The sequence below is a fragment of the Streptomyces sp. UW30 genome, from assembly GCF_008042075.1.
Taxonomy (GTDB): Bacteria; Actinomycetota; Actinomycetes; order Streptomycetales; family Streptomycetaceae; genus Streptomyces.
In genome coordinates this window covers 79,501-104,653 of the sequence record NZ_RDBN01000001.1, presented here as the reverse complement: position 1 = coordinate 104,653, position 25,153 = coordinate 79,501, and the positions used below count along the sequence as shown (strand labels likewise).

General features: G+C 71.4%; 21 protein-coding genes and 2 pseudogenes. 15 read left to right on the top strand and 8 right to left on the bottom strand.

Translation table 11 applies throughout. The features are described 5' to 3' along the window. The first annotated feature begins 55 nt into the window (after nucleotides 1-55). The 8 genes from EAO75_RS00465 (at nucleotide 56) to EAO75_RS00430 (ending at nucleotide 7,366) form a co-directional block, all read left to right on the top strand. Nucleotides 56-835: a CoA transferase subunit A gene (locus tag EAO75_RS00465; protein ID WP_147993028.1), complete on the top strand. Its 780-nt coding sequence runs from the start codon at nucleotides 56-58 to the stop codon at nucleotides 833-835. 1 nt (nucleotide 836) lies between these two features. Beyond that, entirely contained in the window at nucleotides 837-1,481 is a 645-nt protein-coding gene (locus EAO75_RS00460; RefSeq protein ID WP_147993027.1) for a CoA transferase subunit B, read from the top strand. Continuing rightward, nucleotides 1,478-2,680 (top strand): thiolase family protein, encoded by a 1,203-nt coding sequence (locus EAO75_RS00455; protein ID WP_147993026.1) that lies wholly within the window; start codon nucleotides 1,478-1,480, stop codon nucleotides 2,678-2,680. The genes EAO75_RS00460 and EAO75_RS00455 overlap by 4 nt, the downstream gene beginning before the upstream one ends. An 18-nt stretch (nucleotides 2,681-2,698) precedes the next feature. Further along, the gene (gene pcaH, locus EAO75_RS00450) at nucleotides 2,699-3,472 is read left to right on the top strand and encodes a protocatechuate 3,4-dioxygenase subunit beta (protein WP_147993025.1); all 774 of its coding nucleotides are present in this window, start codon (nucleotides 2,699-2,701) and stop codon (nucleotides 3,470-3,472) included. 1 nt (nucleotide 3,473) lies between these two features. Further along, a complete protein-coding gene (pcaG, locus tag EAO75_RS00445) occupies nucleotides 3,474-4,079 on the top strand; it encodes a protocatechuate 3,4-dioxygenase subunit alpha (RefSeq protein ID WP_147993024.1) in 606 nt (201 codons plus the stop codon). Next, nucleotides 4,076-5,374, top strand: coding sequence for a 3-carboxy-cis,cis-muconate cycloisomerase (gene pcaB / locus EAO75_RS00440; RefSeq protein ID WP_147993023.1), 1,299 nt, complete (start codon nucleotides 4,076-4,078; stop codon nucleotides 5,372-5,374). Before pcaG ends, pcaB begins: the two co-directional genes overlap by 4 nt. Then, nucleotides 5,371-6,510, top strand: coding sequence for a 3-oxoadipate enol-lactonase (pcaD, locus tag EAO75_RS00435; RefSeq protein WP_147993022.1), 1,140 nt, complete (start codon nucleotides 5,371-5,373; stop codon nucleotides 6,508-6,510). The genes pcaB and pcaD overlap by 4 nt, the downstream gene beginning before the upstream one ends. Before the next feature lie 64 nt (nucleotides 6,511-6,574). Then, entirely contained in the window at nucleotides 6,575-7,366 is a 792-nt protein-coding gene (locus EAO75_RS00430; RefSeq protein WP_147993021.1) for an SDR family NAD(P)-dependent oxidoreductase, read from the top strand. Between the two features lie 76 nt (nucleotides 7,367-7,442). On the opposite strand, the gene EAO75_RS00425 is transcribed toward EAO75_RS00430, so the two are convergent. After that, nucleotides 7,443-10,112 carry an ATP-binding protein gene (locus EAO75_RS00425; protein WP_147993020.1) on the bottom strand — a complete coding sequence of 890 codons (2,670 nt, stop codon included), beginning with the start codon at nucleotides 10,110-10,112 and terminating at the stop codon, nucleotides 7,443-7,445. Nucleotides 10,113-10,380: 268 nt separating this feature from the next. On the opposite strand from EAO75_RS00425, the gene EAO75_RS00420 reads away from it, so the two are divergent. From EAO75_RS00420 to EAO75_RS00410, 3 genes are all read left to right on the top strand, one after another. Continuing rightward, the gene (locus tag EAO75_RS00420) at nucleotides 10,381-11,670 is read left to right on the top strand and encodes an MFS transporter (protein WP_410092118.1); all 1,290 of its coding nucleotides are present in this window, start codon (nucleotides 10,381-10,383) and stop codon (nucleotides 11,668-11,670) included. Then, nucleotides 11,670-12,824, top strand: a complete 1,155-nt coding sequence (locus tag EAO75_RS00415; protein WP_147993018.1) for an anhydro-N-acetylmuramic acid kinase — start codon at nucleotides 11,670-11,672, stop codon at nucleotides 12,822-12,824. Before EAO75_RS00420 ends, EAO75_RS00415 begins: the two co-directional genes overlap by 1 nt. Nucleotides 12,825-12,921: 97 nt before the next feature. After that, nucleotides 12,922-13,953, top strand: a complete 1,032-nt coding sequence (locus EAO75_RS00410; protein ID WP_147993017.1) for a DUF2510 domain-containing protein — start codon at nucleotides 12,922-12,924, stop codon at nucleotides 13,951-13,953. A 148-nt stretch (nucleotides 13,954-14,101) separates the two neighbouring features. Here the strand turns inward: EAO75_RS00410 and EAO75_RS00405 are convergent, their stop codons facing one another. Beyond that, the gene (locus EAO75_RS00405) at nucleotides 14,102-14,716 is read right to left on the bottom strand and encodes a TetR/AcrR family transcriptional regulator (protein WP_147993016.1); all 615 of its coding nucleotides are present in this window, start codon (nucleotides 14,714-14,716) and stop codon (nucleotides 14,102-14,104) included. Nucleotides 14,717-14,952: 236 nt separating this feature from the next. Between EAO75_RS00405 and EAO75_RS00400 the strand changes: the two genes are divergently transcribed. Both EAO75_RS00400 and EAO75_RS00395 read left to right on the top strand, forming a co-directional pair. After that, complete coding sequence (locus EAO75_RS00400) at nucleotides 14,953-15,771, top strand: phosphatase PAP2 family protein (RefSeq protein ID WP_147993015.1); 819 nt, start codon at nucleotides 14,953-14,955, stop codon at nucleotides 15,769-15,771. Then, nucleotides 15,768-16,733, top strand: a complete 966-nt coding sequence (locus EAO75_RS00395) for a DMT family transporter (protein ID WP_147993014.1) — start codon at nucleotides 15,768-15,770, stop codon at nucleotides 16,731-16,733. The genes EAO75_RS00400 and EAO75_RS00395 overlap by 4 nt, the downstream gene beginning before the upstream one ends. Nucleotides 16,734-16,772: 39 nt before the next feature. Here EAO75_RS00395 and EAO75_RS00390 read toward each other — a convergent pair whose 3' ends face one another. From EAO75_RS00390 to EAO75_RS00375, 5 genes and pseudogenes are all read right to left on the bottom strand, one after another. Further along, nucleotides 16,773-18,824, bottom strand: a complete 2,052-nt coding sequence (locus EAO75_RS00390; RefSeq protein ID WP_147993013.1) for a phosphocholine-specific phospholipase C — start codon at nucleotides 18,822-18,824, stop codon at nucleotides 16,773-16,775. A 1,272-nt stretch (nucleotides 18,825-20,096) separates the two neighbouring features. Continuing rightward, nucleotides 20,097-20,834, bottom strand: a pseudogene (locus EAO75_RS46915) (M48 family metalloprotease); the annotation flags it as partial. A 252-nt stretch (nucleotides 20,835-21,086) separates the two neighbouring features. After that, the gene (locus EAO75_RS00380) at nucleotides 21,087-21,605 is read right to left on the bottom strand and encodes a hypothetical protein (RefSeq protein ID WP_147993011.1); all 519 of its coding nucleotides are present in this window, start codon (nucleotides 21,603-21,605) and stop codon (nucleotides 21,087-21,089) included. 450 nt (nucleotides 21,606-22,055) lie between these two features. Continuing rightward, nucleotides 22,056-22,211, bottom strand: a complete 156-nt coding sequence (locus EAO75_RS45510) for a hypothetical protein (protein ID WP_187284239.1) — start codon at nucleotides 22,209-22,211, stop codon at nucleotides 22,056-22,058. A 196-nt stretch (nucleotides 22,212-22,407) separates the two neighbouring features. Beyond that, nucleotides 22,408-23,274: a helix-turn-helix domain-containing protein gene (locus EAO75_RS00375; RefSeq protein ID WP_147993010.1), complete on the bottom strand. Its 867-nt coding sequence runs from the start codon at nucleotides 23,272-23,274 to the stop codon at nucleotides 22,408-22,410. Nucleotides 23,275-23,491: 217 nt separating this feature from the next. On the opposite strand from EAO75_RS00375, the gene EAO75_RS00370 reads away from it, so the two are divergent. Together EAO75_RS00370 and EAO75_RS00365 are read left to right on the top strand one after the other, a co-directional pair. Beyond that, nucleotides 23,492-24,472 carry an aldo/keto reductase gene (locus EAO75_RS00370; protein WP_147993009.1) on the top strand — a complete coding sequence of 327 codons (981 nt, stop codon included), beginning with the start codon at nucleotides 23,492-23,494 and terminating at the stop codon, nucleotides 24,470-24,472. Nucleotides 24,473-24,530: 58 nt separating this feature from the next. Then, nucleotides 24,531-24,902, top strand: a complete 372-nt coding sequence (locus tag EAO75_RS00365) for a DUF2255 family protein (protein ID WP_147993008.1) — start codon at nucleotides 24,531-24,533, stop codon at nucleotides 24,900-24,902. A gap of 24 nt (nucleotides 24,903-24,926) precedes the next feature. On the opposite strand, the pseudogene EAO75_RS46910 reads toward EAO75_RS00365, so the two are convergent. Then, a pseudogene (locus EAO75_RS46910) lies at nucleotides 24,927-25,052 on the bottom strand (NADH:flavin oxidoreductase/NADH oxidase); the annotation flags it as partial. Between the last annotated feature and the right edge of the window lie 101 nt (nucleotides 25,053-25,153).

Here is a 25,153-nt window from a genome sequence, read left to right as displayed (position 1 = left end):
TCAGTGCCCTGACTAATTCGGGTGCTGGGAGCTCGGAAGAGATGGGGCTTCTCGGATGGACAAGGTGGTCGCCACGGCCCTGGAGGCGGTGGCCGATGTCGGCGACGGCGTATCGCTCGCGGTGGGTGGCTTCGGGCTGAGCGGTGTGCCGAACGTACTGATCCAGGCGTTGTACGAGCGTGGCGTGTCCGGGCTGTCGGTCGTCTCGAACAACTGCGGGGCGATGGAGTCCGGCCTGGCGGTGCTGCTGTCGGCGGGACGGATCGCCCGGGTGACCGGCTCCTACATCGGCGCGAACAAGGAGTTCGCCCGCCAGTACCTGGCCGGTGAGCTGGAGGTCGAGATGATCCCGCAGGGCACCCTGGCCGAGCGGCTGCGGGCCGGCGGGGCGGGGATCCCCGCGTTCTACACGCCGGCCGGGGTCGGCACGCAGGTCGCCGAGGGCGGGCTGCCCTGGCGCTACGACGGCTCCGGCGGGGTCGCGCTGGCCTCCCCGCCGAAGGAGGTGCGGGAGTTCGACGGCACCGAGTACGTGCTGGAGCGCGGGATCCGGACCGACTTCGCGCTGGTGCGGGCCTCGAAGGGCGACCGGCACGGGAACCTGGTGTTCAACAAGTCCTCCCGGAACTTCAACCCGCTGGCCGCGATGGCCGGGCGGGTGACGATCGCCGAGGTCGAGGAACTCGTGGAGCCCGGCGCGATCGACCCGGACGCCGTACACCTGCCGGGGATCTTCGTACAGCGGGTCGTGGCGCTCACCCCCGAGCAGGCCGCGGACAAGGGCATCGAGCAACGCACGATTTCCGTGCCTGCAGCACGAGGGACGGAGAACTGACATGGCCTGGACGCGGGAAGAGATGGCCGCGCGGGCCGCACGCGAGCTTCAGGACGGCCAGTACGTCAATCTCGGGATCGGTCTGCCGACGCTGATCCCGAACTATCTCCCCGAGGGCGTGGAGGTGATCCTGGAGTCCGAGAACGGCATCCTGGGCACCGGCCCCTACCCCACCGAGGACCAGGTCGACCCCGACCTGATCAACGCGGGCAAGGAGACCGTGACGGTCCTGCCCGGCGCCTCCTTCTTCGACTCGGCGCTGTCGTTCTCGATGATCCGCGGCGGCCACATCGACGTCGCCGTGCTCGGCGCCATGCAGGTCTCGGCGACGGGCGACCTGGCGAACTGGGCGATCCCCGGCAAGATGATCACCGGGATCGGCGGGGCGATGGACCTGGTGCACGGGGCCCGCACGGTCATCGTCGTGATGACCCACACCGCCAAGGACGGCTCGGCGAAGATCCGCACCGAGTGCGCGCTGCCCCTCACCGGGAAGGCATGCGTGGACCGGATCATCACCGACCTGGGCGTGCTGGACGTGACGGCCGAAGGGCTGGTGCTGACCGAGACCGCACCCGGTGTGAGCGTCGACGAGATCGTCGCCAGGACCGACGCCAAGCTGACCGTCGCGGAGGGACTGCTGTGAGAGACGTCTATGTCGTCGACGCCGTTCGCACCCCGGTCGGCCGCTACAACGGCGGCCTGGCGAGCGTGCGCCCGGACGACCTGGCCGCCCACGCCATCCGCGAACTGATGGGCCGTACGCCCGACTTGGACCCGTCCCGGATCGAGGACGTCTACTTCGGCAACGCCAACGGCGCGGGCGAGGAGAACCGCAACGTCGGCCGCATGGCCGCCCTCCTCGCCGGTCTGCCCACCTCCGTGCCCGGCGTGACGGTCAACCGGCTGTGCGCCTCCGGCCTCGAAGCGGTCGTCCAGGCGGCCCGCGCGATCGCCGTCGGGGACGCCTCCATCGCCGTGGCCGGTGGGGTGGAGTCGATGACGCGGGCGCCGTACGTGCTGCCCAAGTCCGACAAGCCGTTCCCCGCCGCCCACACGGAGCTGTACTCCACCACGCTCGGCTGGCGCATGGTCAACCCGAGGATGGAGCCGCAGTGGACGGTCCCGCTCGGTGAGTCGGCCGAGCTGATCGCCGAGAAGCACAAGATCGGCCGGGAGCAGCAGGACGAGTACGCGCTGGCCTCCCACCACAAGGCCGCCGCGGCCCAGCGGGCCGGGCTGTTCGACGCCGAGCTCGCGCCCGTGTCCATCCCGCAGCGCAAGGGCGACCCGGTCGTCTTCGGCGCGGACGAGTGCGTACGACCGGACGCCTCCCTCGCCGCGATGGCCCGGCTGAAGCCGTCGTTCCGCAAGGAGAACGGCACCGTCACCGCCGGCAACGCCTCCCCGCTCAACGACGGAGCCGCCGCCCTGCTGCTGACCGACGAGGAGGGCCTGAAGGCCACCGGCCGCGAACCGCTCGCCCGGATCTCCGCCACCGGCGTCTCGGCCCTCGACCCGCACTACTTCGGCCTCGCGCCCGTCGAGGCCGTCAACCGGGCGCTCTCCAAGGCGGGCAAGGGATTCGGCGACCTGGACGTGCTCGAACTCAACGAGGCCTTCGCCGCCCAGGTGCTGGGCTGCGTGGCCGAATGGCCCGAGTTCGACCCGGCGATCCTCAACCCGCAGGGCGGCGCCATCGCCCTCGGCCACCCGCTGGGCGCCTCCGGTGCCCGCCTCGCCGGCACGGTCGCCCACCAACTGGCCCGCAGGGGCGGCGGAGTCGGCGTCGCCACCCTCTGCATCGGCGTCGGCCAGGGCCTCGCCCTCGTTCTGGAGCGTTAGGAACCCCGAGGAACTCCCATGACTCTCACCCAGCACGACATCGACCAGGAGATCGCGGCCGAGCACGCCGCGTACGAGAAGCGGATCGCCGACGGCGCCCCCGTCGAGCACCACCCGCGGCGCGGCTATGCCCCGTACCGCTCCTCCGCCCTGCGTCACCCGAAGCAGCCGCCGATCACCATCGACGTCAGCAAGGACCCGGAGCTGGTGGAGCTGCACTCCCCCGCCTTCGGCGAGCGCGACATTACCGAGATCGACAATGACCTCACCCGGCAGCACGCCGGTGAGCCGATCGGCGAGCGCATCACCGTCGAGGGCCGCCTCCTCGACCGCGACGGGCGCCCGATCCGCGGCCAACTGATCGAGATCTGGCAGGCGAACTCGGCCGGCCGCTACGCGCACCAGCGCGAGCAGCACGACGCCCCGCTGGACCCGAACTTCACGGGGGTCGGCCGCACGCTCAGCGACGACAGCGGCTTCTACCGCTTCACCACCGTCCAGCCGGGCCCGTACCCGTGGCGCCAGCACGTCAACGCCTGGCGCCCGGCCCACATCCACTTCTCGCTGTTCGGAACGGCGTTCACCCAGCGACTGGTGACGCAGATGTACTTCCCCAGCGACCCGCTCTTCCCGTACGACCCGATCATCCAGTCGGTGACGGACGACACGGCCCGCAGGCGCTTGGTCGCGACATACGACCACGACCTGTCGGTGCCCGAGTTCTCGATGGGCTACCACTGGGACATCGTGCTGGACGGACCCCACGCCACCTGGATCGAAGAGGGACGCTGACATGACGAAGATCGACACGAGCCGCCCGGAGACCGTGCTCCCGACCCCGTCGCACACGGTCGGCCCCTTCTACGGCCACGCCCTGCCCTTCCCCGGCGGCGGCGACATCGCGCCGGTCGGCCACCCGGACACGATCGCGCTCCACGGCTATGTCCTCGACGGCGAGGGCAACCCGCTCCCGGACGCCTTCTTCGAGCTGTGGGGCGCCGACCCCGACGGCCAGGTCCCGCAGGTCGACGGATCGATGCGGCGCGACCCGGCGAGCGGCGGCTTCCTGGGCCGGAGCGGCGTGGAGTTCACCGGCTGGGGGCGCATCCAGACGGACGCGAGCGGCCACTGGACCGCACGGACACTGCGGCCCGGGGCGCGTGGGCGCAGCGCGCCCTACCTCAGCGTGTGCGTGTTCGCGCGCGGGCTGCTGATGCACCTGTTCACCCGGATCTATCTGCCGGGCGACGACGCGGCGCTGGCCGCCGACCCGCTGCTCGCCCGACTGGACGAGGCGCGACGCGACACGCTGATCGCAAAGGACCAGGGCCGGGGCACATACCGTTTCGACATCCGCCTTCAGGGCGAAGGCGAGACGGTCTTCCTGGAGTTCCAGTGACTTCTGTCGATTCCGACGACACCGGCCTGCTCGCCCCCGGGTGGGCCGGCTCCCCCGCCGCCTCCGCGACCGGCGACACGGCCTGGCTCCAGGCCCTGCTCGACGCGGAGGCCGCCCTCACCCGCGCCCAGGCCGCCCTGGACCTCGCCCCGGCCGAGGCCGGGGTGGCGGTGACCGAGGCGGCGGACGCCGGACACTTCGACGTACGGTCCCTCGCCGAACGCGCCCGCGCCGGCGGCAACCCGGTCATCCCGCTGGTCGGCGACCTGACGAAGGCCGTCGGCGAGGAGTACGGCCCCTACGTCCACCGGGGCGCGACCAGCCAGGACATCATGGACACGGCGACGATGCTGGTCGCCTCGCGCACGCTCGATCTGATCCTCGGCGACCTCGACCGCACCGAGCGGGCCCTTGCACGGCTGGCTGCCGAGCACCGCGCCACCGCGATGCCGGGGCGGACGCTCACCCAGCACGCCGTACCGACGACGTTCGGGCTGAAGGCGGCCGGGTGGCGGGCGCTGGTCCTCGACGCGCGGGACCGGGTACGGGCCGTACGGGACTCGCTCCCGGCCCAACTCGGGGGTGCGGCGGGGACGTTGGCGGCCTTCGAGGCGTACGGCGCCGCCGATCCGACCGCTCTGCCGGCGGCGTACGCCCGCGAGCTCGGCCTCCGGGCGCCCGACCTGCCCTGGCACGCCCTGCGCACACCCGTCGCCGATCTCGCCGGGTGCCTCGCCTTCACGGCGGGCGCCCTCGGCAAGGCCGCCGGGGACGTGCTCACCCTTTCCCGGACCGAGATCGCCGAGGTCGCGGAGGGCAGCGGCGGCGGCTCCTCCGCCATGCCGCACAAGTCGAATCCCGTACGGTCCACACTCATCGCCTCCGCCGCACGACGGGCGCCTCAGCTCGCGGCGACGCTGTACGGGTCGCTGGCGGCTGAGGACGAGCGGCCGGCCGGTGCCTGGCACGCCGAGTGGGAGCCGCTGAGGGATCTGCTGCGGCTGGTCGGCGGAGCCGCCCGGGACGCCGTGGAACTGACCGAGGGACTGCGGGTCAGGGCCGATGTCATGCGCGAACACCTGGATCTCACCCATGGGTTGATCGTCTCCGAGCGGCTGTCGGCCGAGCTGTCCCCGGTGCTGGGCCGGGCCCGTGCCAAGGAGTTGCTCACCCGGCTGGCCGCCGAGGGGCGTCCGCTCGCCGAGGCGCGTGAGCTGGCGGACGTCGACCTCGACCCCACCCACTACACCGGCTCCGCCGGAGCCCTCACCGACCGTGCTCTGGAGCGACGTTGAAACTCCTCGACCACCGGGCCGAAGGGCCCGCCTCGGCGCCCCCGCTGCTGCTCGGACCCTCGCTCGGCACGTCCTACGCCCTGTGGGACAAGGTCGCGCCCGAGCTGTCGATCACCCATCGGGTGGTCCGCTGGAATCTGCCGGGTCACGGCGGTTCGGCCGCCGATCTCATCGGGGCGGGCGCGACCGTCGGTGACCTCGCCGGCCTGGTGCTGGCGCTCGCGGACTCGCTAGGCATCGAGCGGTTCGCGTACGCGGGTGTCTCGCTCGGCGGTGCGGTGGGCCTGCATCTGGCCGTGCACCATCCGCAGCGGGTCGACTCCCTGGCCGTGATCTGTTCGTCGGCGCACTTCAACGGCTCGAAGCCGTGGGAGGAGCGGGCCGCGCTGGTGCGCGGCGAAGGGCTCGCGGGGCTCGCCGAGAGCGCGAACGCCCGCTGGTTCACGCCGGGGTTCACCGTGCCGGAGCTGGTGCGGGACCACCGCGACGCCGATCCGGGCGCCTACGCCGCCTGCTGCGATGCCCTCGCCTCCTTCGACCTGCGTGACCGGCTGGCCGAGATCTCCTCCCCGACCCTGCTGATCGCCGGGCGCGAGGACCCCGCGACCCCGCCGGTCCACCTGCGCGAGATCGCGGACGCCGTGCCCGGTGCCGCGCTCGTGGAGATCCCGGGGGCCTCGCACCTGGCGCCGGCGCAGTGCCCGCAGGCCGTGCTCACCGCTCTGCGGGCGCACCTCGACGGGGGCGCGGGCCTAGGCATGGAGGTGCGGCGGGAGGTGCTCGGCGACGCCCACGTGGACCGGGCGCAGGCCCGGCAGACGCCGTTCACAGCGCGCTTCCAGGACTTCATCTCGCGCTACGCCTGGGGCGAGATCTGGACCGACCCGACGCTCACCCGCCGCGAGCGCAGCATGATCACCCTGACGGCGCTGGTCGCGCACGGGCACTACGACGAGCTGGCCATGCACGTCCGGGCGGCCCGACGCAACGGGCTGACGCCGGAGGAGATCGGCGCCGTACTGCTCCAGACGGCCGTGTACTGCGGGGTCCCGGCGGCGAACTCGGCGTTCGCGACGGCCCAGCGGGTGCTCGCCGAGGAAGCCGGGCCGGACGCCGGAGCCCGAGGGCGAGGGTGACCCTGGCGGTCGTAGGTTCAGGAGCGCCTCGCACATGCCTCCACCCCGTGCCTACGGTGGAGGCATGTCCACCATTCTGATCACCGGCGCCACCTCGGGTCTCGGCCGTTACGTCGCCTTCGAGCTGGTCCGTTCGGGGCATCGCGTCCTCGCGCACGGGCGGGACGCGGGCCGTACGGAGGCGCTCGTCGAGGAGCTGCGGGGCGAAGGTGAGGCCGAGGGGTTCGTGGCGGACCTGGCCTCGCTCGGGCAGGTGCGGGAGCTGGCCGCGCATGTCGCCGGGGAGCATCCCGAGCTGGACGTGCTGATCAACAATGCGGGGGTGGGCTTCGGTCCGCCCGGCACGGGCCGTGAGCTCAGCGTCGACGGGCATGAACTGCGCCTCGCGGTGAACTACTTGGCGCCGGTCGCGCTGACCCGCGCCCTGCTGCCCGTGCTGCGTGCGAACGCGCCCGCGCGGATCGTGAACGTGGGCTCGGCCGGTCAGGAGCCGCTCGACTTCGACGACCCGGAGCTGACCCGCGGCTACACCGGTGCCTCGGCGTACTGGCGCAGCAAGTTCGCGCTCGCGGCCCATACGTTCGCCCTCGCCGGAGAGCTGGAGGGCACCGGCGTCTGCGTGAACGTGCTGCACCCGGCGACCTACATGGACACCGGGATGGTCCGCGAGGGCGGCGTCAAGCCGTGGAACACGGTCGCCGACGGGGCGCCGGGCGTCCTGGCCCTGGCGACCCGGGACATGGGGACGGGCGGCTACTTCGACGGGACCTCGCGGGCGCGGGCGCACGAGGGGACGTACGACCCGAACGTGCGACGACGGCTGACCGCCGTCACAGATCAACTCCTCAAGCTCTGACGCCTTGAAGGGGCGCGGGGAACCGCGCGACCAGTCCCGACGGCGCCGCAGCCGAAAGCCGCCCCCTCCCGGCCCCCTACTGGAGCGCCAGCGCCGCCTCCGCCTGGAGCACGAGCCCGTCCGCACCGCACGACCGGGCCAGCGTGATCCCGCGCCGCAGCTCCGCCGACGAGCGGGCGGCGATGCCGTACTCGACCCGGGCCGCCGCGTGTTCGTACAGGCAGGGCGAGGCCTCCAGATAAGCGACGGCCTGTTCGGCGAGGCGTACCGCGCGCTGGCCGGTCTCCAGGAGGGCGGCGCACCGCAGGGCCTCGCCGATGGCGGTGTCCGTGCCGAGGCGCTCGGCCTGCCGGCGGACCTCGGTGGCCAGCCGGGCGGCGCGCGCCGGGTCCTCGCTCGCGAGGACCCGGGCCAGGTCGACGGCCCAGGGGACGAGCACCGGGTTGTGGTGGCCGCGTACGTCCGCCGCCTTCTCCGCGGCCTCCAGTTCGTTGATGCCGTCCTTGGTGCGGCCGACGGCGAGGAGCAGGCGGCCGCGGACCGAGCGCGGGTCCGGCAGGACGATCGTCGACGGGTAGGGCGGCGCGAAGCCGTACTGTTCGGCGATCTCCCAGGCCTCCTGGACATGGCCGCGGGCGAGCAGCGTGTCGACGAGGTTGCAGGTGGCGGACCAGTGCAGGGGCAGCCGGCGGCCGACGCGCTCGGCGAGCGCCAGCGACTTGCGCAGCGACGCCTCCGCCTCGCGCAGCCGTCCGCGCCTGCGCAGGCCGAGTCCGACGTAGGCGTGTGCAAGGGAGAGATGGCCGCCGCTCCAGCCGGCGGACTCGTACGCGCGCAGCGCCTCGTTGTAGAGGGCCTCGGCCCGGTCGAGCCGGTCGGTGTAGGCGTAGGCGCTGGCCAGCATCATCGGCAGTTCGATGCCCCACTGCGGGTCGGTCCAGCCGAGTCCGGGGGCGAGGCGGCCGTTGACGAGGGCGCGGTCGCACAGCTCGGCCACCTCCTCGGCGTTCTCGCCGCGGGCCATGGCGTCGAAGCCGCGCAGGATGAGCAGGGCCCGCTCGGGGTTGTCGCGGCCGGTGCAGGTCCTGGCGAGTTCGGCGAGGCGCGTGGAGCGTCCGGGTGAGGCGGACTCGCCCGCGTGGATGCCCTCCCACATGAACTGCACCGCCTGGAGCCGCAGCCTGGCCGGTCCGGCCGGGTGCCGGGCGGCCTCCGCCTCGACGGTGCGGACGGCCTCCTCCAGCTGGTCGTTGTGGAGGAGGGCCTGGGAGAGGCGGCAGACGGCGTCGACGCGTTCGTCGCCGTGGAGGCCGGGCATGGCCAGGGCGGTCTGGAGGTGGTCGATGGTCCTGGCGGGCGCGGTCAGGAGGGTGGCGCACCCGAGTTCGTGGAGCACGCGTGCGTGGACCGCGGGCAGGGGCGGCTCCAGCAGGGCGCGCTCCAGACAGCGGCGGGCCGCGTCGGGGGCGCCGACGGCGAGATGCTCGCGGGCGGCCTCGCGCAGCTGCTCGACGAGTTCCTCGTCGTCGTCCGGGTGGACCTCCAGGAGGTGACGGGCGGCGACCGCGGCGCCGTGGCCGTTGTCGGTGACGACGCGGGCGGCGATGCCGTGCATCGCGGTGCGCAGGGCGTCCGGGATGGAGTTGTAGACGGCGCTGGCGATCAGCGGGTGCACGAACTGGAGCTCGCCGTCGTCCGGTTGGACGCCCGCCGGGTCGGGCTCGGTGAGGATGCGGGCGGTGCGCAGGAGCTCGGCGCAGCGCACGGCCTCGTCCGGGCTCATGGTGGCGAGCTCGGCGACCAGGTCGACGCTGATGCCGGTGCCGAGGATCGCGGCCGCCCAGGCGAACCGGGTGGCGTCGATGCCGAGCGTCTCCAGCCGGGCCACGAGGCCGCCGCCGCGTGCTTCGCGGTTCAGGGCGCGCAGCTCGGCGGCCGCGGACTCGGTCGGCTCGAACTCGCTGTCCTGCACCTTGGCGAGGAGTTCGACGGTCTCGTACGGGTTGCCGCCGGTGACGGCCCAGACCTCGCGGCAGAACGGGGCGTCGGCGTGCACGCCCAGGGTGGCGCGGGTGAGGCCGGCGGTGGCGTCCGGGGTGAGGGCGCTCAGGGTGGCGACGGAGGAGCCCGCCGCGGCGACGGTGTCGAGGTGGCGGGCGCTGTCGCCGCTGGTCTCGCCGGGGCGGCGGGCGACGAGGACCAGCACGTTCTGTTCGCCGACGTGCTCGGAGAACGCGGCGAGCCAGCGCAGGGTCTCCTGGTCGGCCCAGTGCGCGTCGTCGATCAGCAGGACCAGCGGCCAGTCGCGCCGGGCGAGTCTGCGGACGGCGGCGACTAGGCCGTCGCACACGCCCTGCGGGTCGGCCTGGCGCTCGCCGGGGTCCGTTATGCCGAGGGCGGGTCCGGCGATGTCGTACCAGTCGCCGAGGTACTCGCGCGCCTCTTCCGGCATCAGCGACAGCAGCGCTGGCTGGAGGAGCTGTCGTACGACGTTGAACGGGACCGAGCTCAGGGTCTCCCTGCCGCGGGCGGACCAGACCGTGCAGCCGCGGGACTCGGCTATACGGCGGGTTTCGGCCAGCAGTGCCGTCTTGCCGAGCCCCGCCTCGCCCCGGAGCACCAGGAGGCTGCCCGAGGAGGAGTGGTCGGCGCACAGTGTGTCGAGGGCCTCCTCGACCGCGGCGAGTTCCTCGTCGCGCTCCCACAGGGAAGCCGAGGCGGCCGGTGTGGGCCGTACCTGCGTCATCCCGCTACCTCCCCAGTGTCAACCTGACGACGTGCAGACCTCGAGCGTAGCCCTCCGGCTGCCTAAGTGGAGGCCGGTCCGGGCAGCTGTTGCCGTGATGGGTGACGGTGTGTGCGGGAAGGCGACGCGAAGGGCCCGCGACCTGCCCCTGGAAAACTGACCGACAGTCAAAAACCGATGGTCGAACCGACATTCACTCGACATCCGGGCGATGCCCGGTCGATCTCCGGTCGGCCTTCGGACGACCAGCGTAGGCGAGGGGTTGACGTTGACCATCCACGAGCGAAGCACGGTCCGGTCCCGCAAGGCCCTGGTCGCGGGGTCGGTGGGCAACTTCATCGAGTGGTACGAGTTCGGTGTCTACGGCTACTTCGCGACGATCATCGCGGCGCGCTTCTTCACCCCGGAGGGCGGCGGCGAGGTCGAGGCGCTGGTGAAGACGTACGCCTCGTTCGCGCTGGCGTTCTTCTTCCGGCCGGTCGGGGCGGCCCTGTTCGGCCGGCTCGGCGACCGGATCGGCAGGCGGCCGGTGCTGATCCTGGTGATCACGCTGATGACGGTGGCGACGACGCTGATCGGCGCGCTGCCGACGTACGCCACGGTCGGCGCCCTCGCGCCGTGGCTGCTGACGTTCCTGCGGGTGCTGCAAGGGCTGTCGGCGGGCGGGGAGTTCGGGGGCGCGGTGTCGGTGATGACCGAGTTCGCGCCACCCGGGCGGCGCGGGCTGTACGGCTCGTGGCAGTCGTTCACGGTCGCGCTGGGGCTGCTGGGAGGTGCGGGGGTGGCGGCGCTGCTCGCCACCGTGCTGACCGAGGAGCAACTCGGCTCCTGGGGCTGGCGGTTGCCGTTCCTGCTGACGTTGCCGCTGGGGCTGGGCGCGCTGTGGTTGCGGCTGCGGCTGGACGAGACGCCGGCGTTCCGGGAGGAGCGGCAGGACGGGCGGCCGCCCGCGCGGGAGGTCGCGGGCGCGATCGCGCTGGGTGCCGGGCGGATCATGGGGTGGGCGGCGGCCGGCTACACCTTCCTGGTCGTGCTGCCGTCGTATCTCCAGTCCACGCTGGACGCGACCTTCCAGCAGGCGCTGATCGCCACGGTGCTGGCCAACTTCGGGTTCGCGGTGACGATCGTGCCGGCGGGATGGCTGAGCGACCGGTTCGGGCGACGGCCGGTGATGCTGACGGGTGCGGTGCTCGTGGTGCTGCTCGCGGTGCCGCTGCTCAACCTTCTTCAGGACCCGAGCGTTTCCCTCGGTGTGAAGGGTGCGGCAGTGTGGGGCGCGGGTGCCGTGGTGGGGCTGATGGCGGGACCGGGTCCGGCGATGCTGGCGGAGCTGTTCCCGACGAATGTGCGCTACACGGGGCTGGGACTCGCCTACGCGTTGTCCAATGCGGTGTTCTCGGGGTGCGCCGGGCTCATCATCACGGAGACGATCGAGCGGACGGGGAGCGTGGACATCCCCGCGTACTACGCGGCGGCGACGTGCGCGGTGAGCGTCCTGGCGCTGGCCTGGACGCCGCGGCGGAAGCAAGTGGGGGTCACGGAGGGTGAGTTGAGCTGATGCGGGTGATCGGCCTGATGTCGGGCACGTCCTACGACGCCATCGACGCCGGCGCCGTCGACCTGAGCCTCGACGGCGACAGCCTTGTCCTCAAGCCGCTGGGGCTGGTGAGCGCGGCGTACGACGAGGCACTGCGGGAGGCGCTCACGGCCGCGCTGCCGCCCGGGACGACCTCGATGGCCGAGGTGTGCCGGCTCGACACGCGGATCGGGCAGGCCTTCGCGGCGGCGGCCGTGCGGGCGGTGCGTGAACTGTGCGACGGGAGGGCGGAGTTGATCGCCTCGCACGGGCAGACCGTGTACCACTGGGCCGAGGACGGCAAGGTGTACGGCACGCTCCAGCTCGGGCAGCCCGCGTGGATCGCCGAGGCGACCGGGCTGCCCGTGGTCGCCGACTTCCGGTCGCGCGACATCGCCGCCGGTGGCCAGGGAGCGCCGCTGGTCAGCCTGGTCGACCTGCTGTGGCTGCGGGGCCGGCCCGGCACGCCCGTCGCCCTGAACCTCGGCGGCATCGCCAACCTCACCGCACCCGATGGCACGGCCTTCGACACCGGGCCGGGGTGCGCGCTGATCGACGCGGCTGCGCGGGGGTTCAGCGGCGGGCGTCTGTCGTACGACGTGGACGGGGCGCTCGCCGGTCGCGGTGCCGTCCATGAGCCGCTGCTGCGCAGGCTGCTGGAGGAGCCGTACTACGCGCTGCCCGCGCCGAAGACGACCGGCAAGGAGCTGTTCCACCTGGGCCATCTGCGGGACGCGCTGTCCGGTTTCGGCACCCTGCCCGCCGAGGACGTCGTCGCCACGCTGACCATGCTCACGGCACGGACGGTCGCCGACGCCCTGCACACGCTGGGCGCCACCGAGGTCATCGCCTCGGGGGGCGGGACTCGTAACCCGACGCTGATGAGGATGCTCGGGCAGCGGCTGCCCGGGGTGGTGCTGCGCACCTCCGACGCGCTGGGTCTGCCGTCGGCGGCGAAGGAGGCGTACGCCTTCGCCGTCCTGGGGTTCCTGACCGCGCACGGCCTGCCCGGCACCGAGCCGTCGGCCACCGGCGCCCGGCACGCGCGCGTACTCGGTTCGATCACACCGGGCCTGGAGGGGTTGCGGCTTCCGCCACCTGCCGGGGAGCGGCCGATGCGGCTCGTCCTGGAGTGACCTCCGGGGTGGCACGGGGCGCGGGATGCGGGCGTGCCAGGGTTCCGAAGCCTGGGCCTCTCATCCCGCTTTCACCGACGCCTCATACGGTGGACCCATGACGCAGGCGACTCCTCCCGGCTGGTACCCCGACCCCGGCCGGCAAAGTGACGGTCCGCCCACCGAGCGCTGGTGGGACGGCAAGGCATGGACGGACCAGGTCCGGCCCGCGGGTGGGGCCGACACGTGGAGCCCGCCGGAGCAGCAGACGGCGGGCGGGGACGCTTCGGCGCACCCGGCGTATCCCGCGTATCCGGTGCACCCGGGCTATCCCGGCCAGGTGCAGTCGGGCGGGCGGCGCGGTCTGCGCACCGGCATAGCCGTGGGGGTGGCGGTGGTCGTCCTGGCGAGCATCGGCGTGGGCGTGTACGCGCTGACTGCGAACGACAGCTCGGACGGCGGCGCCAACTCCCAGCAACAGGGCTCGGGCGGACAGGGCGGCCCCGGCGGCGGTCAGGGCGGCCCCTTCGGGGACTCCGGCGGTGGGAACGGCGGATCCGGCGGGGGCAATGGCGGGTCCGGTGGGCAGTCGCCCTCCCCCGACGAGTCCGAGGCGCCGAAGGTGGACAGCGGTTCGGTGACCGACCCGGTGAGCGGCATCAGCATCCCCATCCCGGACGGCTGGTACGGCCAGCAGATCAACTGGGGCGCGCACGTGGCGTCGGACGAGACGTACAAGTGCCCCTCCGAGACCTCGCAGACCTGCCAGAAGGGCGGCGCCTACTCGGCTCCCGCGCTGGCGCTCGGCACCAAGGGCGACACGGCCGAGGCGGTCGCGAAGGCGGACATCGCGGCGAACGCCGAGCAGTCGTACGGCAAGGGGTACGGCGAGATCACCTCGCACGAGGTGCTGGCCTCGAAGGCGGTGACCGTGGCCGGGCAGAAGGGCTACCTGGTCCGCTGGAAGGCGGTCACGAGCAAGGGCGCCGACGGCTACGTCGAGTCGCTCGCCTTCCCCTCGCCGGTCAGTGCGCGGCAGATGGTGGTGGTCCGGACCGGCGTCGACGTCGAGGAGGGGCAGTCGGTCCTCGACGAGATCGCCAAGGGCATCAAGGCGTCCACCGGCGGCGGCAACGGCCAGGACGTCTGACCCGCCGCAGGCACGAAAGCGGCCGGGCGGGGCTCCCCTCCGCTCAAGAGGAGCCCCACCCGGCCGGGGGGTGCGCGCCGCCCCCGTCCCCACGGGTCGGCGCGGAACAGGTCACCGTCCAGTCATCCCGTGGACGGCGACCTGAGTCTCAGGTGAGGCCGAGCGTCGGCAGCACGGCGGCCTCCACGAATCGGACGATGTACTCCGGGTCGGCGTCCACGCCCTCCAGCACGGGACGGGCGCGCAGCACACCGAAGATCTGGGCGGGGATGTACTCCAGCGCCGGATGGTCGGCGGCCACCTCGCCCCGCTCGACACCGCGCCGCAGGATCTGCCGCAGCGCGTCGATCTCGGGGTCGATGAGCGCCTCACGCAGCGCCTTCTTGAGTTCCGGGTCCTCCATGACGGCGTGGCCGAGGGCCTGCAACAGCCGGGTGTCCCTGGCCGACCACGCCCCCGCGGCCCGGGCGGCTTCCCGCAGGTCGTCCGCGAGCGTGCCGGTGTCGATGCCGTCGAAGCGGGTCTGCCGGCTGGCGCGCAGGGCGGCCGCCACGAACTGCGGCTTCGTCTTCCACTGCCGGTAGAGCGTGGCCTTGCTACAGCGCGTGCTGGCGGCGACGCCCTCCATGGTGACGGAGTCGTAGCCACAGGCACGGACCTGTTCGAGCACGGCGTCGAAGAACTCCTGCTCACGCTCGGGCGTGATCTTGGAGCGGCGCGAGGCGGCGACCGTCTCCGGTCCGTCCGCGGCCTGCGACGTCATGTGCTCGTCTCCTCGCTCGGGTGCCACGCCCCGCTGTCCGCGAAGGCTCGGTATCCAGTGTGGCGCACGTCTATCGAAACGTCACTGTACCGGAACGCAGGCGTATCGGTACAGTGTCGTATCGGTACAGGGGCGTTTCGGTACGTCGCCGTATCGATGAGTTCGCCGAGCCCCTGGAGTCAAACAGCTCGACAAGCTCAGCCAGCACCACCCACGTGAACGAAAGGGCCGGGGGAATGAATGCCCGCACCGAGCCTGCACAGGCGGAGACCGCGATAGCGCGGCCTCCGCTCGTCCGGGAGCTCCTGCTCGTCGCAGGGCTCTTCCTCGTCTACAAGTTCGGCCGGCAGCTGGCCACGGGCCACACCGGTGAGGCCTTCCGCAACGCGGACCGCGTGTGGGACCTGGAACGGGCGGTCCGTCTGCCCGGCGAGGGCTCGGTGCAAAGCCTGCTGCTGCACGGCGACACCCTCATACACATCGCGAACACCTACTACGCGACCGTCCACTTCCCGGCCACCGCGGCCTTCCTGATCTGGCTGTATCTGCGGCGCCCCGCGCACTACGTCTGGGCCCGCCGCGTCCTCACCGCCGTCACCGCCGCCGCCCTGTTGGTGCATCTGACGTTCCCGCTCGCCCCGCCGCGCATGCTCGCCGCGACCGGACTGGTCGACACAGCTCAGGTGTACGGCCCCTCCGTGTACGGCTCGCCGCAGACGGACCATCTGTCGAACCAGTTCGCGGCGATGCCGTCCCTGCACTTCGGCTGGGCCCTGATGGTCGCGATCGGGTTGATCGTGGCGACCCGGTCGCGTTGGCGCCTGCTGTGGCTGCTGCACCCGCTGCTGACCCTGGTCGTCATCGTGGGCACGGCCAACCACTACTGGCTCGACGCGATCGTGGCGACGGCCATGCTCGGCATCGCGCTCGCGTCGATGCGCCTGCCGCAGCGCACGGCGACGACGGCCGGCCGCGGCGCCGGGAAGCTCGTACCCGAGGCCCGGAACCCGGAACCCGTCCAAGAGGACGCCGTACTCGTGGGAGCCGGCCGATGAACGCCACCGTCCTCGCCGTCGTCCTGTCGCTGTTCTCCGCCGTCGCCTATGCCGCGGCGGCCGTCGCCCAGGAGCGGCTGGCCTCCCGCGCCGCGGGCTCGGGCCTGCTGCGGCTGCTGGGCTCCGGCGCCTGGTGGGGGTCGGTCCTGCTCAACGGCTCGGGTGCGCTGCTGCACGTCGTGGCCCTGAAGTACGGTCCGCTGACCGTGGTGCAGCCGCTCGGCGCGCTCACCCTCGTGGCCGCGGTGCCGCTGGGCGCGCGGCTCGCGGGGCGGCGGGTCAGCGGGGTCGAGTGGCGCGGTACGGCGCTGACCCTGGCCGGACTGGGCGCGATCCTCGTGACGGCGTCCGCGCCCGCGCCCGACGACGTGCTCAGCACCTCCGAGGCGCTGGCGGTCGCGGCGGTGACGGTCGCCCTGATCGGCATGCTGTCGCGGCCTGGCGCCCGGCCGGGGCTGCGGCACGCGACCGCGTCCGGCTTCGCCTCCGGGGTGGCCTCGGCGCTCACGCAGACGGTGACGGTGGCAGCGACGGACCACTCGGCCCCGCTGCTCAGCCCTCAGGTGCTCGGGGTGGCCTTGCTGGTCGCGGCCCTTGCGGCGAGCGGCCTGCTGCTGTCGCAGACCGCCTACCGGGGCGGCCTCGGCGCCCCGCTCGCGATGGTGACGCTGGCGAACCCGATGGCGGCCGCGGTGATCGGGCTCGTCCTGCTCGGCGAGCGTCTCCAGGGCGGCGCGGCGGGCATCCTCCTCGCGCTGGCCGGAGCGGGCCTGGCCTCCTGGGGTGTGGTGCTGCTGAGCCGGGCCACGCCGAAGCCCGCCCCCGAGGCGGAGCACGCCGATGCGGCACCGGCCGAAGAGCACCCCGTGGCCGCCGTACTGGCCCTGGAGCCCGAGTCGGCGGCGCCGGAACCTGCGTTGGTGCCCCGGCAGCCGGAGCCGGGGCACCTCACAGCACTCTGAGCGCTACTCGGAGCAGCGCTCGGAGCGTTCCGATCGGCACTACTCCATGACGATCGCCGGGTCGCTCACGCCCGGCCGCCCGTTCTCGACGTGCCCGGCGAAGCGCCGCAGGAACGCCGAGTCGGCGTCGGAGGTGACCGTCAGGTCGTACCAGCGACGGCTCGCCGCGAGGTCGACGCAGTGCCGCACGGTGGCGCCGGGCCGTACCGTCACCGTCGCGGGGCGGCCGCCGTACCCGTTGGCGATCTTCAGGCGGGCGCTCGCCGTTCCCTTGTTGGTGAAGGTCAGCTCGATGTCGTCGCCCTTGTGGCGGGCGGTGACCTCGGGGCCGGCCGTCTTGTTCGAGCCCTTGAAGTAGCGCACGAAACCGGCCGGGCCGTGCACGGTCAGGTCGTACGAGCCGCCCGAGTACGCCGAGTTCCAGGTGTCCGCGATGCCCTTGCCGGCCTCGGTGGTGTACATCCACGGGCCGTCCGTGCGGTTGCCGGACGTGATGTGGAAGGCGGCACCGGCCTTGGCGCCGGAGGCGAAGGACAGCGTGAACTTGCCGGCCACCGCGTCGACCGAACCGTCCACGTGCGGGGCGTACTTGAGCGGGCGGGCGGGACGCAGACCGCGCTCCTGCTTCGGCATGGCGACATCGGCCGGCGGCGTCGGCTTGTAGTCGGGGTGACGCTCGCGGTCCTGCGGCTCGTACTCGTCCGTCTCCGGCAGGGCGGCCGGGCGGCTGTCCTTGCGGGCGAAGTCGAAGGCCGAGGTCAGGTCGCCGCAGATGGCCCGGCGCCAGGGGGAGATGTTGGTCTCCTTGACGCCGAAGCGGCGCTCCATGAACCGAAGGATCGAGGTGTGGTCGAGCGTCTCGGAGCAGACGTAGCCGCCCGTGCTCCACGGCGAGACGACCAGCATCGGAACCCGCGGGCCGAGGCCGTAGGAGCCGGCCGGGCGCTTGCTGTCGCCCTTGTAGAGGTCGAGCGAGACGTCGACGGTGGACTTGCCCTGGGAGGCGTCCTTCGGCGGCAGCGGCGGCACGACGTGGTCGAAGAAGCCGTCGTTCTCGTCGAAGGTGATGAACAGGGCCGTCTTGGACCAGACCTCCGGGTTGGAGGTGAGGGCGTCCAGGACCTGGGCGATGTACCAGGCGCCGTAGTTCGAGGGCCAGTTGGAGTGCTCGGAGAAGGCCTCGGGGGCGGCTATCCAGGAGATCTGGGGCAGCTTGCCGGCCTTGACGTCGGCCTTCAGCCGGTCGAAGTAGCCGTCGCCGTTCTTGACGTCGGTGCCGGTGCGGGCCTTGTCGAACCAGGGGTCGCCGGGCTTGGCCTCGCGGTACTTGTTGAAGTACAGCAGCGAGTTGTCGCCGTAGTTGCCCCGGTAGGCGTCGTCGATCCAGCCCCAGGAGCCGGCCGCGTCCAGGCCGTTGCCGATGTCCTGGTAGATCTTCCAGGAGATGCCGGCCTGCTCCAGGCGCTCGGGGTAGGTCGTCCAGCCGTAGCCGACCTCGTCGTTGCCGAGGACCGGGCCGCCGCCCTGGCCGTCGTTGCCCGTGTAACCCGTCCACATGTAGTAGCGGTTCGGGTCGGTGGAGCCGATGAACGAGCAGTGGTAGGCGTCGCAGATGGTGAAGGCGTCGGCGAGCGCGTAGTGGAAGGGGATGTCCTCGCGGTTCAGGTACGCCATCGTCGTGGTGCCCTTGGCGGGGATCCACTTGTCGTACTTGCCACGGTTGTAGGCCTGCTGGCCGTCGGTCCAGCCGTGCGGGAGGCCCTCCAGGAACTGCATGCCGAGGTCGTCGGCGTCCGGGTGGAACGGCAGGATGTCCTTGGTGCCGTTCGACTGGTGCCAGATCGACTTGCCGTTGTCGTGCGCCACCGGACGCGGGTCGCCGAAGCCGCGGACGCCGCGCAGCTTGCCGAAGTAGTGATCGAAAGAACGGTTCTCCTGCATCAGGACGACGATGTGCTCGACGTCCTCGATCGACCCGGTGCGGTGGTTCGCCGGGATGGCGGCGGCCCGCTGGATGCTGCTCGACAGAGCAGTGAACGCCGTGGTCGCGCCCGCGAGTTGAATGAATCTGCGGCGATTGACTTCGGGCATGAGTGAGGGACCTCTTCCCATAGGGGGTGATTTGACCTAACGGCATGTGACGGAATGCGCGCGGAAGGAGTGTTCCAGGAGCACCAAACGTCAGGGAAGGGTCCGGTGGCGCTCGTGTGAAAGTCGCGGGTACGTGAGGTGTGCCGGGGCCGGGGGCACGGGGATGGTCGCGATCACGACAGAGACGACGCGCACGGTTTCCTCGCCGAGTTCACGGCCGGTACGCCGGCTCGTAGCGGCCTTGGTCGGCAATGCCGGCAGGCCACCATGGCGACCGAGACCACGGCGCCGAACGCCAACTGCATGTACCTGTCGGCGAGATGGGTGCCGGCATGCAGTTCCTGGAGGGCCTCCCGCACGGCTGGACCGACGGCCAGCAGGCCTACAACCGTGGCAAGTACGACAAGTGGATCCCCGCCAAGGGCACCACGACGATGGCGTACCTGAACGAAGGCCTTCCCCGGACGGCTGCACGAGGACGCCGGTGTCGGGCAGAGCGCCGTCGGCCCAGCGGGGCGTGACCGTGCTCGGCCCGATCGCCCAGGCCAGCAGTGGCACCACCCAGAACACCGCGACCGCGGCGGGGAGCAGGGGTGGACCCAGCGCGTTCAGCACCGGCGGCAGCACCGCGGTGATCGCGGACAACATGGCCGGGTGTCCTGTGATCGAGCCGGGGAAGTCGTACTGCAGGGCCGCGTGCACCCCGGCGGCAGAGAACGAGAATCCGCTCGCGTACGGCGCCCCGGCCTGCCCCCACCAGGCAAGCCAGCAGCACAGCACCAAGGCGCCGGCCGCCAGGTTGAGCAGCAGCACCGGGCGCAGCGTCCGCCCCCGCCAGGTTCTGGTCCACAGGCGGGCGCACTGGGTGACCCACCAGGCGTATGCCACGCCGGCACACACGACGAGCAGCAGGAACTGAGGCCGGCTGGGAAACCACTCGGCGCCCGAGCCGAACCCGGTGATCAGGTTGCCGGCCGCCATCCCGGCGCCGAGCCACAGCCCCGTCCGCACTCCGGAGGGCGGTCGGCCCGCCGTCAGGGCGGCGTGCACCACCGCCCGCCACAGGGCGATCCCGGCCACCCCGGTGACGAGGACTGCCGAGGCGAGGAACACGGCCTGGTTCAGCCACCCGCCGGCCAGGTAGTACGGCGACAAGTAGCTCAGCACATAGGAGTGGATCAGTGTCGCCGCGGTCCCGGTCAGGAACATCGACAGCGCGCGGATGCCGAACAGCGGCGAGAGATCGGCCAGGACGTCACGGCGCAGTTCCCATCGCGGGTGGGTGCGCCACACGTCCAGGAACGACGCGAAAGCCCGCCGTAGCGCGCTGTCCGCCGGAGCCGACTGCGTGACGGCCCAGCCTTTCGGGTCCGCGCCCCAGCGGACGGCCGCCAGGTCGGCGTAGACCTCCCGGCTGTGGAGCACGTCCGATCGAGCGAGGTACACCAGCGCCACCATGACGACGGGAAGCAGCACACCCCGCGTCGTCGCCGGCAGGCCGCTGAGCCAGTCCGACGCCCCGAACTCGAAGTAGGTCCCGTAGATCACGTCGCCCTCCCAGACCAGGTAGGGCACGAGCACCATGGCGAGGAACACCCGCCACAAGCAGATGGTGACGTAGGTGATGGTCACGTCCCGGTTGGCGATGTGCGCGAGTTCATGCAACAGCACCGCCCTGAAGCGCTGGGGCTCGCTGCTTCTTCGGGCGAGGAGACCGCCGTGCAGGCACACGACCGGACGGCCGTTGCGCCCGAACACCACCGCGCCGGTGGAGGCGGCTGCCGGGTCGATGACCGCCCGCGGCGTCCGCCCCAGGCCGGCCGTCGCCGCCAAGTCGTCGAGCAGGCGGCCGAGTTCGCCCGCATGGTCGACCGACTCCAGGGGCACGAGCCGGCCGCGTCTGCCCTTCCAGGCCGGAAGAACGAGGAACAATACGCCTGCCGCGCCGGACAGCAGGACCGGCCACCCGGCTATCCCCCACCATGGGGGCGGTGGAGCGTACTCGGCCATACAGGCTATGTACGGGACGGCCTGGCTGAGGGCACTGACCAGGGCGGGTCCGTTGCCGATGTTGGCGGGATCCACCCCGGCAGCGAGATTGCAGTTCAGGGTGTTCGCACTCTGGAACGCCTGGAGGACGGGCAGGATCATCGCGCCGCTGGCCGTCAGCAACAGGATCACCAGCATCGCGAACCGAACTGTCGTGCCCACGCCAATTACCCGCTCGGCAAGCGGAGCCCGAGGATCAGGCGTAGCCATCGCTCAGCCCTGGCCCGGGGTGCTGCCGTCGGCCGGGGTGTCCGGCTGCTGCGGTGGGTCGTCTGCCTCTGCCAGCACCAGCCGGGCCAGCACAGCGTCGGCGATCTCCTTGGCGCGCCGCTCGGACAGGCCCCGTTCCGTGGCAGCCTGCAGCACCTGCTCGCGCACCTGCCCGAGCTGCTCGCGGGTGAGCGGCGGGACGATGACGGGAGCGGGGCGACGGCGCAGGACGCGGCGCAGACCGGCCATGATTCGCTGCACCGCTCCCTCGCCGATCACGTCACCGAATCGCCTGGCCGCCTGGTCCACCGTGAGCCAGACGACCGGTGTCACCAGGACCGCGATCTCACCCCAGCCGAACCCCAGCGGTTCCCGTCGACCGCCCCGTCCGCTCAGCCGCCGTACGACCGTGACGTCGTCGAACTGGAACAGCCCGTCCACGAGCGGAAGTTCGTCGGACGCCACTTCCCCGACCACCTCACGTACGACGTCGCGCACACTCCTGCCGACCGGTGCGGTCATCCCAGAACCCATGTCCGTCCCCCGAAAGCTCGCTACCCATCAAGTCGGCCAAGTCGCGCGCGAATGCAAACTCTGGCACGAAATCCGAAGAACCAGCACGGATTCACGCGATCACAGCCGGCACAAATGAGCCATCCACGATCACCGAGATGAGCAACACCACCGCTTCACCCCTCTGACCAGGCTCCCTCCAACCGGACTTCCGGGAGACGGAAGCGGTATTGCGCCCCTGTTCAGCCCGTCCCGACGATGTCCCCACCACACAAAGACGGGAGCCGACCCCATGCCGCACACCACCGCCTTCGCCAAAAACCAGTGGTACAGCTAGCGCATCTTTCTGACCTGCACTTGTGTGGGGGCGATGAGGCTGTGACCTGCTAGGACGGGTTGCAGAGGCGAGCGGAGGCAGTCAGAGGAGAACACTCCGATTCGACCCCGGTTCGACCCGGGTCACTCAGAGGTCAGAGGCGGCTGGGCGCGCTGCGTGAAGTCGGCGTATCCGAGGACGAGTTGGCCCGCCTGCGCTCCCCGATCGTCGGCGGCGGGACGACTGTGTACGACCGCGTCGAGGGCCTTGGCCAGATGGGACCGGTCCGCCCGGTCCACGCACTGCACGAGGACATCGATCTCGCGCCGTCTCCATCACGGCCGAGATAATCGCCCCCGCGCACCAGGGCACCGGCCTGCCCTGTCGCGGGGTACGGGGCCCATTCACCGCCGCGCGCCGGGTGCTCTTTCATCGGCCGCGCGAACAGCCGCGTGACGTCCACCCCTGACGGCCTCTCGACCGCATGGCCCGGAGTCAGCCGACGGTGTCGGCGCTGGACTGGTGGGTGGTGGCCCAGGACGCGAGGAAGCGCAGAGCCTCGTGCGAGGGGGTGCCGGGTTCCGCGGTCAGGACGGTGAGCTGCTGGTCGGGGTCGGTGGGGCAGGCGAGCGTTTCCCAGTCGAGGGTGAGGTCACCGGCCACCGGGTGGTGGAAGGCCTTGGTACCCATGGCGTGGTGGGCCACGTCGTGAGCGGCCCACCACTCACGGAACTGAGGATCCTGGACGGAGAGCTCCTCGACGAGTTCATTGAGCCGGGGGTCATCAGGGTTGTCAGCGGCTTCCATACGCAGAAAAGCGACGTTGGTACGGGCGACTTCTTCCCAGTCCGTATACAGCTTTCTCATCGCGGGGTCGGTGAATACCAGCCGAACAGAATTACGCTGCTTTTCCGGGATCTGTGAGAAGTCCGTCATCAGGGCCGCGGCGAGGGGATTCCACGCGAGAATATCCATGCGCCGGCCGAGGACGAGAGCGGGGGTGTCGACGAGATTGTCGAGGAGCCGTCGCATCTGCGGACGCACATTCTGCGCGGGGCGCCGGCGTGGCCGTGCGTTTTCCTTCCCGGCCAGTCCGAGCAGGTAGTCGCGCTGGTCGTCGTCCAGGCGCAGTACCCGGGCCAGGGTCATCAGGACTGGGGCGGAGGCCTCTATACGGCCCTGTTCCAGGCGGGTGTAGTACTCGGTACTGATCGCCGCCAGCAGTGCCACTTCCTCCCGGCGCAGGCCCGGGACCCGGCGCAGGCTCCCGTTGTCGGGCAGCCCCATGGACTGGGGGCTCAGCTCTGCACGGCGGGCCTTGAGGAAATCCCCCAGCTCGTTGAGGTGTGCGTCCCTGCTCATGCGCGTCACGGTACTGCGGAAACCGCTCCGGCACAGCACGGATGGGGGGTAGAGATCTCTACCTGGAACATTCATTCCCGGTAAGAAACCCTCCCCTTTGCAGAGGCCTGCCGGGCATGTGACGCTGAATGCGCTACCGGGCAGAAATGAGGCGGCAGCGTCTCAGGAATAGCCGCCCGAGTTTTCCCGCAAAGAAACTGAGAAGCGGAGTTCTGTAATGAAGCACATCTCTCTGGGTGGACTTGATGTCTCTCGGATCGGCCTGGGAGCCATGACCATGGCCGGCACCTACACGACGGGCGGGGGACTCGATGACACCGAGTCGATCCGCACCATCCACCGGGCGCTGGACCTCGGAGTCACTCACATCGACACAGCCGAGATCTACGGTCCCTTCCACAGTGAGGAAATCGTGGGCGAGGCCATCAAGGGCCGGCGCGACGACGTCGTCGTGGCGACGAAGTTCGGTCTCGTCTCCCACGCCGGTGGCGGCCCCGGCGTCGTCGACAGCAGCCCCGGAAATGTGAAGGCCGCGGTCGAAGGCTCGCTCAAGCGGCTCGGCACCGACCACATCGACCTCTACTACCAGCACCGCGTCGACCGGAATACCCCCATCGAGGAGACCGTCGGTGCGCTGGCCGAGCTGGTCGCCGAGGGCAAGGTGCGCCACATCGGGCTGTCCGAGGCCGGCCCCGAGACGATCCGCCGGGCGCATGCCGTGCATCCGGTGGCCGCTCTGCAGACCGAATACTCACTGTGGACCCGCGACGTCGAGGACGAGATCCTCCCGCTGCTGCGCGAGCTGGGTATCGGGTTCGTTCCCTACTCGCCGCTCGGGCACGGTCTGCTGACCGGGCAGATCCGCACCGTCGACGATTTCCCCGATGACGACTGGCGCAAGACCAACCCGCGTTTCACCGGTGAGAACTTCCAGCGCAACCTGCGCATCGTCGACGAAGTACAGGCCATCGGCGCCGAGATCGGAGCCACGCCGGCCCAGACCGCGCTGGCATGGCTGCTGACCCACGGCGACGACATCGCCCCCATCCCCGGCACCCGACGAGTCGCCCGCGTCGAAGAGAACACCGCCGCCGACGGCATCGAGCTCAGCGCCGCTCAGCTCGACCGCCTGAACAACCTCACGCCGGCCGCGGGCGAGCGCCACGACGAGGCGAACATGGCCAGCATCGACCGCTGACCGCCGACGCCGCTAGTCACCCCGAAGAACAGACCCGCACACCTCAGAGAAGACCATCATGAGCTCATGGAGCCAGACACAGCTCCGCGCGATCGCTGAGAACACTGACCTCTTCGTTTCCCCGTTCCGCGAGGACGGCACCACCTACGGCACCCCGACCCAGACCTGGGCGCTCGTCGCCGACGGCGAGGTGTACGTGCGAGCCGCCAACGGACGGCAGTCGAAGTGGTATCAGGCGGCCATCAGCCAGAAAGCCGGTCGCGTACGCATCGCCGGTAAGTTCTACGAGGTCACCTTCGAACCCGCCAGCAGCGACGTCGACGCCGCTGTGGACGCCGCCTACGAGGCGAAGTACCCGGGCAGTTCGGCCGTGCCGATCATGCAGGGTGAGGGACCGAAGTCGGCGACGGTCCGCATCTCGCCCCGCTGAACCCGGCCTCCGAGTCGGGCTCTGAAAGTCGGTCGGCACGCCAGTCTCCGGCCCGTCCGAGGTGGCGGAGTACATGCACATCGGGGACGTCCAGACGCGGTTGGGGATCTCGAGTGACCGCAGGATCAGGGCGGTGAACAGGGCGCTCACGAGTGGTTCCTCATCGGTTGGGGGGGTGCAGTGGCACAGCGGCGAGCAACGGCCCGGGCGTACGGCCGGCCGTCGGGCGCACGAACCGCACGAGACGTCAG